The following is an 8,495-nucleotide window of genomic DNA, read 5'->3' on the forward strand; positions in this document are numbered from 1 at the left end:
AAACCCGTTATCTATAATCGTCTAGCCCTTATGGCTGTTTCTGTACTGGCTTTAAGTCATTGGAGATTAGATGTTACTGTAGTAAATTATATTGTATAAATCGAGTAGGAGGTAAATGATTAATTCATCTGCCGACCTCTCACACCACCGTACGTACGGTTCCGTATACGGCGGTTCTACCGTTTAATTTGAACTTTATTGTAATAGCTGACTAGGGATATATAGCCCCTTTCAGCTATTCTTTTGTTGTTAAGAGCTCTGCTCAGTATTGGGCTTTTTGCTATTATCCAATAGGATTTGCGCGTATTTGCCCATTTCCAAGCTTGATATTTAGCTGTACCTAATTTTACTAAGTTTTTAAATTTGGTTTTTACTTTCTTCCAGCCTTTCCACGCACACATTCTGATTCTTCTTCTTAACCATTCGTCTAAAATTTGAAGATGTTTTCTCATATTTGCAAGTTTGAAATATTGTATCCATCCTCTTACGATTTGGTTGATTTTTATTCTTCTTTGCCTATAGCCTAGTGCATTACTTCTGCTTGTTACCGCTTTTAGTTTTGCCTTTAGTTTCTTTAGGCTTTCTTTGTGTGCTTTTAATTGGGTTCCATTGTTATGGTAAAATCCATATCCTAGATATTTTGTTTGGCTTAATTTTCTTATTGAGGTCTTTTCCTCGTTTACTTTAAGTTTTAATTTTCCTTATAACAGATTTTTGACTCTTTTATAGTATCTTTCGGCTGCTTTCCTATTTCTTGCGAATATTAGCATGTCGTCTGCATATCTTACAAATTTGTATCCCCATTTTTCAAGTTCTTGGTCAGCTTCATTTAGGTAGATGTTTGCGAGTAATGGACTTAGGGGTCCACCTTGTGGTGCTCCTTTGTATGATTTTACTTTTATCCCATCTATCATTATTCCTGATTTTAGATATTTGTGTATTAAGGATATTACATCCCCATCTTTTATTTATTCTGATAGGATGTGTATGAATTTGGATTGATTTACTGTGTCGAAGTATTTTTCTAGGTCTAAATCTACTACCCATGTGTATCCTTCATCTGCTATTTCTTTTATCCTTTTTAAGGCATCGTGTGCACTTCTTTTTGGTCTAAATCCATAGCTGTCTTCTGAAAATTTCTTTTCATAGATGGGGCTTAGTATTTGTGCTATTGCTTGTTGTATCACCCTATCTGTTGTTGTGGGTATTCCTAGATTTCGTTTCTTACCATTTGATTTTGGTATTTGTACCCTTTTTACTGGTTTGGGTTTGTATTTCCTTGCTCTTATTTGTCCTAGTATTTTATATTTGTTTTCTTTTAGATGTTTTAGGAGTTCTTCTGTTGATATTCCATCTACTCCTGCTGAACCTTTGTTGGATTTTACTCTTCTAAAGGCTTCGTTTAGGTTGTTTCTATGGAATATCTTTTCAATTAGTTCATTTTTGGTATTTTCTTCTTTTGAGTTAATCTTATCATGACTGTGTACAGCTAATTTATTTTCACTTTCCGAGTTATCTTTGATTTGTCTGGTTAATTTTCTACAGTCTTTGTCATGATTAGTTTCTTTCATAAATTTATACCTCCTGTAGTTCGGTCCTTCCTAGTTTTAACTAGTACTATGACTTTTGCTGACTTCTCATAGTTCGTTGTTACTACTAAGTCGCCTATTAGACCTCCTCGGGTAAGGGCATATTCTTTCCTCTCATCTATCTGCCACATTTACATTTACGTATTCCGTGTAGTTATTGGACTTTACTTTGTTTTGCAAGCTTATCCTACGTAACTGCCTTATGTGATTTCTGTTCGTCAGACCAAGAGTTTGCCTATGGCTTCCTTCAGATTCCACCTCACGATGGACACCCTTGCCTTTGGCTATATGTTTCCCACTACCGGGCACACTTAGGACTTACACCTGTTAGAATATGCTCATGCCAAGCACACAAAAATACCAGAGCAAGCCTAAAGCTAACTCTGGCATAAGGTCTAATATTTGCTTAGCTTATATTAGGTCTTTTTTATTTTCTTTTTTTAGTCTTGAATAAGGCAAGGCTTGCTGCAAATAGTCCCATAACTACTGATGATAGGCTCTCTACTCCTGTTTTAACATTTGTACTTGTTGGAGCTTTATCATTGTTTGCTTGTGATTTGTCATCACTTCTTTGGTTCTTATTTTCCCTTGCTTCTTCTTTATCCTTATCTTCCCTTGGAATTTGAACTAAGTTATCGTCTTTTGAAGGATCTCCTTTAAGCTTTTTAGTCTCTGAGCTTACCTCTACTACTAATCCTTGATTGTCTTTTGGATTTTCACTCTTATGAGCTATATTTGTTTCTGGAATTTGTGGATTTTCTGAAGGTACTTCTGATGGTTCTTCGCAAGGATTGTCTTTTGGATTTTCACTCTTATGAGCTATATTTGTTTCTGGAATTTGTGGATTTTCTGAAGGATTTTCTGAAGCTTCTTCTGATGGTTCTTCGCAAGGATTGTCTGAAGGTTCTTCTGTATCACTTGGGCAAGTTATATTCCAAATCTTTGAATAATCCTCATCTTTTTTCTTTGTTTCATCAAAAGTTTGTTTATTTTCTTCTTTAACTTCTTTATGAAGCTCGTAGAAGTCTGGTTCAACACTTAGATCAGACTCAGCAAATAGGAAGGAACCTTGTGCTTTGATTTTTTCTTTTCCATCTTTGTCTTTGACTTTCCAACCCTTAAAGCCTTTACCTTCTGGAAGTTCTCCCTTGTATTCTGGTAATTGGAAGTCCTCTCCCTTTACAAGTTCATTTTCCTTATTACCTATTGTAATCTTGACTTTTTCGGGATCTACAGGAGTTAATGAGCCAGTTTTTTTGTCAAAGCTAAATTCTTTTACCCTAGTATTGTTTGCAAAGTCTTTTACTACAAACTTAATTGTTAGCTTATCATCCTTGATATCTTTGATATCTTCTAAGGACTTGTATTCTTTACCATTTACAAAGATTTGTTTGTCTTGGATTTCTCCAGCTTTATTGCCATCTCTCTTATCTGTAACATTGAATTTGATAAATTTATCTTTTTCATATTCAATAGCTGTGTTACCATCATCTTTTTGTTCAATTTCTGGTTTTACAGTATCATAGAGGAATTGATAGTGAACTCCAACAGCCTTGGCATTAAGATTACTATAACCAGTTTGTAGATAGACATTGCCATCCATATCTTTGACCTTGTCTGGGAAGCCATTAGCCTTGTAGTCCTTCATTCCCCAATCCATGATGTCCCCATTATTTACATCAAGCTTAATGTTAAAGTCTCTTGTATTATCTATGTGTAGATCACCATAGATTAGGTAGTTGTCTACGACTGACTCATTAACTCTCATTTCCCAGTTGAAACCACCCTTATCTCCTATCTTTCCTCTAAGATAGAATTCTGGTTTTCTTACATAGATTTTATTGTCCTTTGTTGGATTGAAATAGTTTCTATCCATAGTCAAATCTACTGGTTTTGCATCTATAAATAGCATTGCTCCGTCTTCTTTGATGGCTTCTACGTTGGATTTATCATCTCCAAGGTATTCCTTGCCATCTTTGCCAAGAAGAACTAGTTTAGAAGGATCATCTACAAGATTTCCATCTTTATCTATAGCTTCTCCCTTGTCATTAGTTTTGAATTTAAAGACTTGATATCTAACTATATTAAATCCGTCCAAGGCTGACATGAGAACTGATTGAGTGCTTCTACCATCTTCAACATTTCTACTATCACAGTAGATTGTTTTTTGTGATAGGGCCTTGATGTTAGGGGCAGTATTTTGGATTTTTTCTATAACTTCCTTGCTATAAACTCCATTACCATCAAGCATATCAGTTTTTCCTGGGTTAAATGTCGTAACTCTTAGGGCATATCCATTTCTTACAATCATATTATCATTTAATACATATTGACCCTTTTCATTATCGAAGAACATCTTGTTTGTATCCATCTTGCTTGGATCTTTTGGTTTTTGTTTAGTTAGTTCACCTTCACCTAGTTCGATAATATTTCCATAGCTTGAAGCATATGGTGAAGCTTCCTCGGCTTCATCCTTCTTTTCTGGCATTCTTATTATAGTTTTAGCTTTTGTTTGGTCCTTATCTTTTACAAGGATATTCATATCTCCAGTAAAGGATAGACCATCGACTACATCATTTGTGTTTGCAAATAAGTCAAAGGTTAGAGTTTTTGTTTGTGGGTCGTATTTACTTGCCTTGATTTCTATTAGTTTAAAGTCATTACCATAGTAGGCCTTAGCATCTTTTGATACATTATTTACTTCTCCAAGAATTTCAAAATGGCCATCCTTTGATGGACTTAACACTCCACCAAGCCTTGATTTAACATCATCAAGTTTCTCAGTTTCATATTCTAGATCACTTCCATCTTCGTAGGATTTTACATTTCCTTTTTCATCATATAGATAATCAAGCTCTACTGTTTTCATTCCACCAGTTGTAAAGTCTTCTATTTTCTTATATTTCTTTTTAATTAGTTTCTTTAGGTCTTTATTTTCAAATTCTCTAATTGTTGAAATATTTTTATCTATTTCAAGGCTAGCTTCTCCCTCAACTGAACTTTCTTCAGCTGGTTTTAAGTCTTCATCCTTAGCTTTATTATTATTGGTATTTTCCTCTGAGCTTATTGCATTTTTGAGTTTTTCTTCAGAAATTTCTCCAAGTTTTTTGTAAGAAGAAGAATCTTTGTCAGGATCTACTAGGTAATAAGAAATCATTCCCTTTGCATCAGCTTTACTATCAAATTTTATCCTATGGATTTTGGTGAAGTTGCTTGCACCATCTAGGGCTATTACTTCTATGATTTTTCCTCTTAAATCTCCAGCTCCTTTAATTTCGTAGATAGTATTTCCTTTAGCATCAAGCTTTCTATGTCTACCTTCGCCTTCTCCTGCATATTTTACATCAAGGTTTCTTTCAACATCACCGTACTCGTCAACTATAGCTGCACCTGCATACCATACTTCGTTGGCTACTTCTTCAAATTTCTCTGGATGGTCTTTTTGATCTCTTACAAACAAGGTTTCGTTTTTGTACTTATCTTTTGCCTTGTGGTAAGTATCTTTTGCTATTAATTTGATTTTGTTTGGATCAGAGAAATCAACATCGACAATTGTTGGAGCTGTATTGTCAACTTTTACTGGTATATAAGAAACTTGCCATGGATAATCCTTAGTTAATCTGTATTTGAACTTGTAGAAGTATTGACCCTCAGCTATTGGTTCAAATTGACCCCTAAGTTTTGTTTCCAAGTCTTGGTTATTATTATCATCATTAGCGCCTTCTTCTCTTCCTCTAGGATTGTAAATAAGGCCATCCCATTTCAAATCTCCCATAACTTTTAACTTGGATGACTTAATACCCTTAGCATCGTTTCTCTTTGAGTTTAGGATTCCTTTGATGAAGTGCTCTCTTGATACAACCTTGAGGTCTTTTTGTCCTTCGCCCTCTTTGTCTGTATTTACAATTGAGATTAAGCCTTCTTCTGCACTTCTTAGAACGAGTGGGGAAGGTGTTAGCCCTCTTTCTATTTGAACTTCTTGTGTTTCTCCCTTATTATCAAGTGGATAAATTCTTGCGACTTTTGATTCGCTTTGTGATGGATCAAATAATCCTTGATTGTTATTTAGTGCAAATAAGTCAGGATCTTGATCAAGTGATTTTGTATTTCCATCTTTTCTGTTTTGGATAACGGCAGCTGGATTGAATTTATCGATGTCATGTTCTCCACCTATACCCTTGTTCAAGGTTCCAGGTATTTTGGGTTTACCATCATCGTCATAACCTTCCATGGTTTTTGATTTAGAGCCTTCTTCCCAAGCCCACTTGTCAAGGATTGGCTCCTTGTTCCAGTTTCCAGCAAAGCCCATAAGTGGCATTGATAGAGATGGTTGGAATACTGTCTTGTTTTCCCCACCACACATTGCCTCAAGTTCTTCTTTAGATTCAAGTCTAATGAAAGATTCTACAAATTGGTTTTTATCTTTTGCTTCTCCTACATTTATTACAGCCTTCAATTCATATGAAGAGTTTGGAGCAATTGTAAATACATCGTGTTCGAAAGTAATATTTGCACCCTTAATCTTTGCTGGATGAATTTCTGGAACAATTTGTTTGCCATCTAATGATTTCTTATCCTTGTAAGTTTCATCAAGTTTTAGCCTATTGGTAAGGGAATCTGTGGTGATTGCAGATGATGAAGCCTTAAATGTAAGAGGCCTATCTGATGTATTAATCAACTTGATTGTGAAATATTTCTTGTCTCCCTTAATTTCTCTAAGTGATATAGATCCATATGAGTTTACTAGACCTGCGGAGTCAACATTTTTAAAGCTTGCTATAACATCACTTCTTAGTGCATTAGCAACGTTAATTAGACCTGCACCTTGTTGTCTTGGCGAAGCATAATATAGTGATTTTTCCTTCCAAGCTGTTGGATCCATCATTGGTCTTGCTGTGTTTTGTAGGGCAATCTTTGTAAGAGTAGTTAAGTCGATTTTATCCTCACCTTCTAGGTTTTTGAGGACAGATTTTTCGAGCATCTCTTTTAGTTTTGGTCTAATCAATACTGTTGATGCTGCGACCACTGGTGTTGCCATACTTGTTCCTGACATATAACCATAAGTTGATTTGCCATCAATTACATTTAGGGTTGATTTGATGTTCTTTCCTGGTGCTGATACATCTGGTTTTAGTAGGAGGTCAACCCTTGGACCCCATGATGTAGAAGCTGCTGGCACGATTACTTCTTCTTTATAAAGTTCCTTGTCTGTATCAGGAGCAAAGTTAAAGTCTAGCTCTTTCTCATCACCAAGCTTTGGACGGTTTTTGTTGAAGCTTTCCATATCAATTGGATAGTATTGGTCAAGCTTATCTTTGAAGTCTTCTTTCTTGTTTCTCTTAACCTCAGTTTTATTGGCTGGAGCAATCATATTCCAAATTTTAAGTCCATCATCACCAGATACTGAAAATACTTGGCAAGTTGTTCCTTCATCTTCTTCGTAGCCCATGGCTGGAAGCTCTGTCCAGTTATCTCTGTTGTAGTAGTTAACTGTATTTACAACCATGATTGCACGAGCACCCTTATCCGCAGCTCTTTTGAAGGCATATTTTAAATCTTTGGTATAGATTCTATCCATAACGGCAATTTTGCCTTTAAGATTAAGACCAACTAAATCTTCATCTTGACCCTTGCCTATATAAACAAATTTTACTTTGTCAGATAGCTTGCTTCCGTCTTCATTTGTAATAATCTTATCCTTATCGAAGAAGGTACCGATATTTCTATACTTGAAGCTTTCGCCACCAATATTTACCTTATCAAACTCTACTATTTGATTTTTGGCTGATGCAACAGCTATGGCATCTTCGTGGGCAGCAGTTCTTGTTACATTTCCTGTATCGGTCATCCTTAGTTGGTTATTAGCAGCCAAGTCCCATGATGAGCTTGAAGCTGATGTTGCGTAGTTACCAGTAGCAACTACCATAGGAATACCTGCTTTTCTTAAAGCTCTAACTGCTTGCCAATATTTCTCACCAATAAGGCCTGTTCCTGTAAATCCAGAAGATACAGATACTACATCAACCTTATGTTTGATTGCATCTTCGATAGCGTGAAACATTGTTTCATCACCAGCAAAGCCATCACCTGAATCTGAGTACATCTTGTAAGAAAAGATTTGAGCATTAGGTGCTATACCGTCTATTCCATTGTACTTAGCTATATCTTCATCAGTATCATTTCCAGCAAGGATTCCTGCTATATGCATACCATGTGGATCATGATAGTCAGAACCATCGTCATATTTTTCGACAGTGATTTTGCCACCATTATAATAGTTAAAGGCGTGAGGAATTTTATCACTCAACCAAAAGTCCTTGTCAGTTCCCTGCAAGTCCTCTTTTTTGTATCTCATAAAAGGCTTAGCATCATCATCAATTCTCATAGCCTTGTGTCTATAATCAGTTCCAGTATCTATGTTTGCAATTACCATACCCCTACCATCAAACTTCATTATCATGTCTTTGTTGATAGCTTTTAGGTAGTCGATAGCTTCGTTGACACCAATTTCTTCCCTAGCGTGATTCATCATTGGCTCAACTTTTTGGGATCTTTCTACAGATGAGATTCCTTCGATGTGTTTAATCAAATCAAGATTATCTTGTTTTGTTTCAATTGCACAACCATTAAAAATTGTGTTATAGGCATACAAAACTTTTGTAGAAGAAAGTTTTGATATTTCCTTCATTGCCCTTTCCCCAGCCTCTTTATCTTTAAATTCGGCTATGTATATGAGCCTTCCCTCGTCTTTCTTTTCTACAGCTATATCATCTTTCTTTTCTTCAGTAGATGAATCCTTATTAAGGTCAGCTTTATGTGTAACTTCTGTTGCTTTCCCTTCTTTTTCAACAGACTTATCTTCTTTGAGGGAAGTTTCCAAAGCAGGAGCTTTGTCCTTGTTTGCAT

Annotated in this window: 2 protein-coding genes and 1 pseudogene; all 3 read right to left on the reverse strand. The window is 35.7% G+C overall.

The annotated features are described in order from the left end of the window. Positions 1-176 precede the first annotated feature (176 nt). Positions 177-662 carry a group II intron maturase-specific domain-containing protein gene (locus ASHG_RS09570; RefSeq protein WP_208853629.1) on the reverse strand — a complete coding sequence of 162 codons (486 nt, stop codon included), beginning with the start codon at positions 660-662 and terminating at the stop codon, positions 177-179. A gap of 39 nt (positions 663-701) precedes the next feature. Further along, positions 702-1,571: pseudogene (gene ltrA, locus ASHG_RS09205) on the reverse strand (group II intron reverse transcriptase/maturase). A 445-nt stretch (positions 1,572-2,016) separates the two neighbouring features. Beyond that, positions 2,017-8,469, reverse strand: coding sequence for a S8 family serine peptidase (locus tag ASHG_RS03350; RefSeq protein ID WP_244264244.1), 6,453 nt, complete (start codon positions 8,467-8,469; stop codon positions 2,017-2,019). Positions 8,470-8,495 lie beyond the last annotated feature (26 nt).

This window comes from Anaerococcus senegalensis JC48 (assembly GCF_000321005.1).
Lineage (GTDB): Bacteria > Bacillota > Clostridia > Tissierellales > Peptoniphilaceae > Anaerococcus > Anaerococcus senegalensis.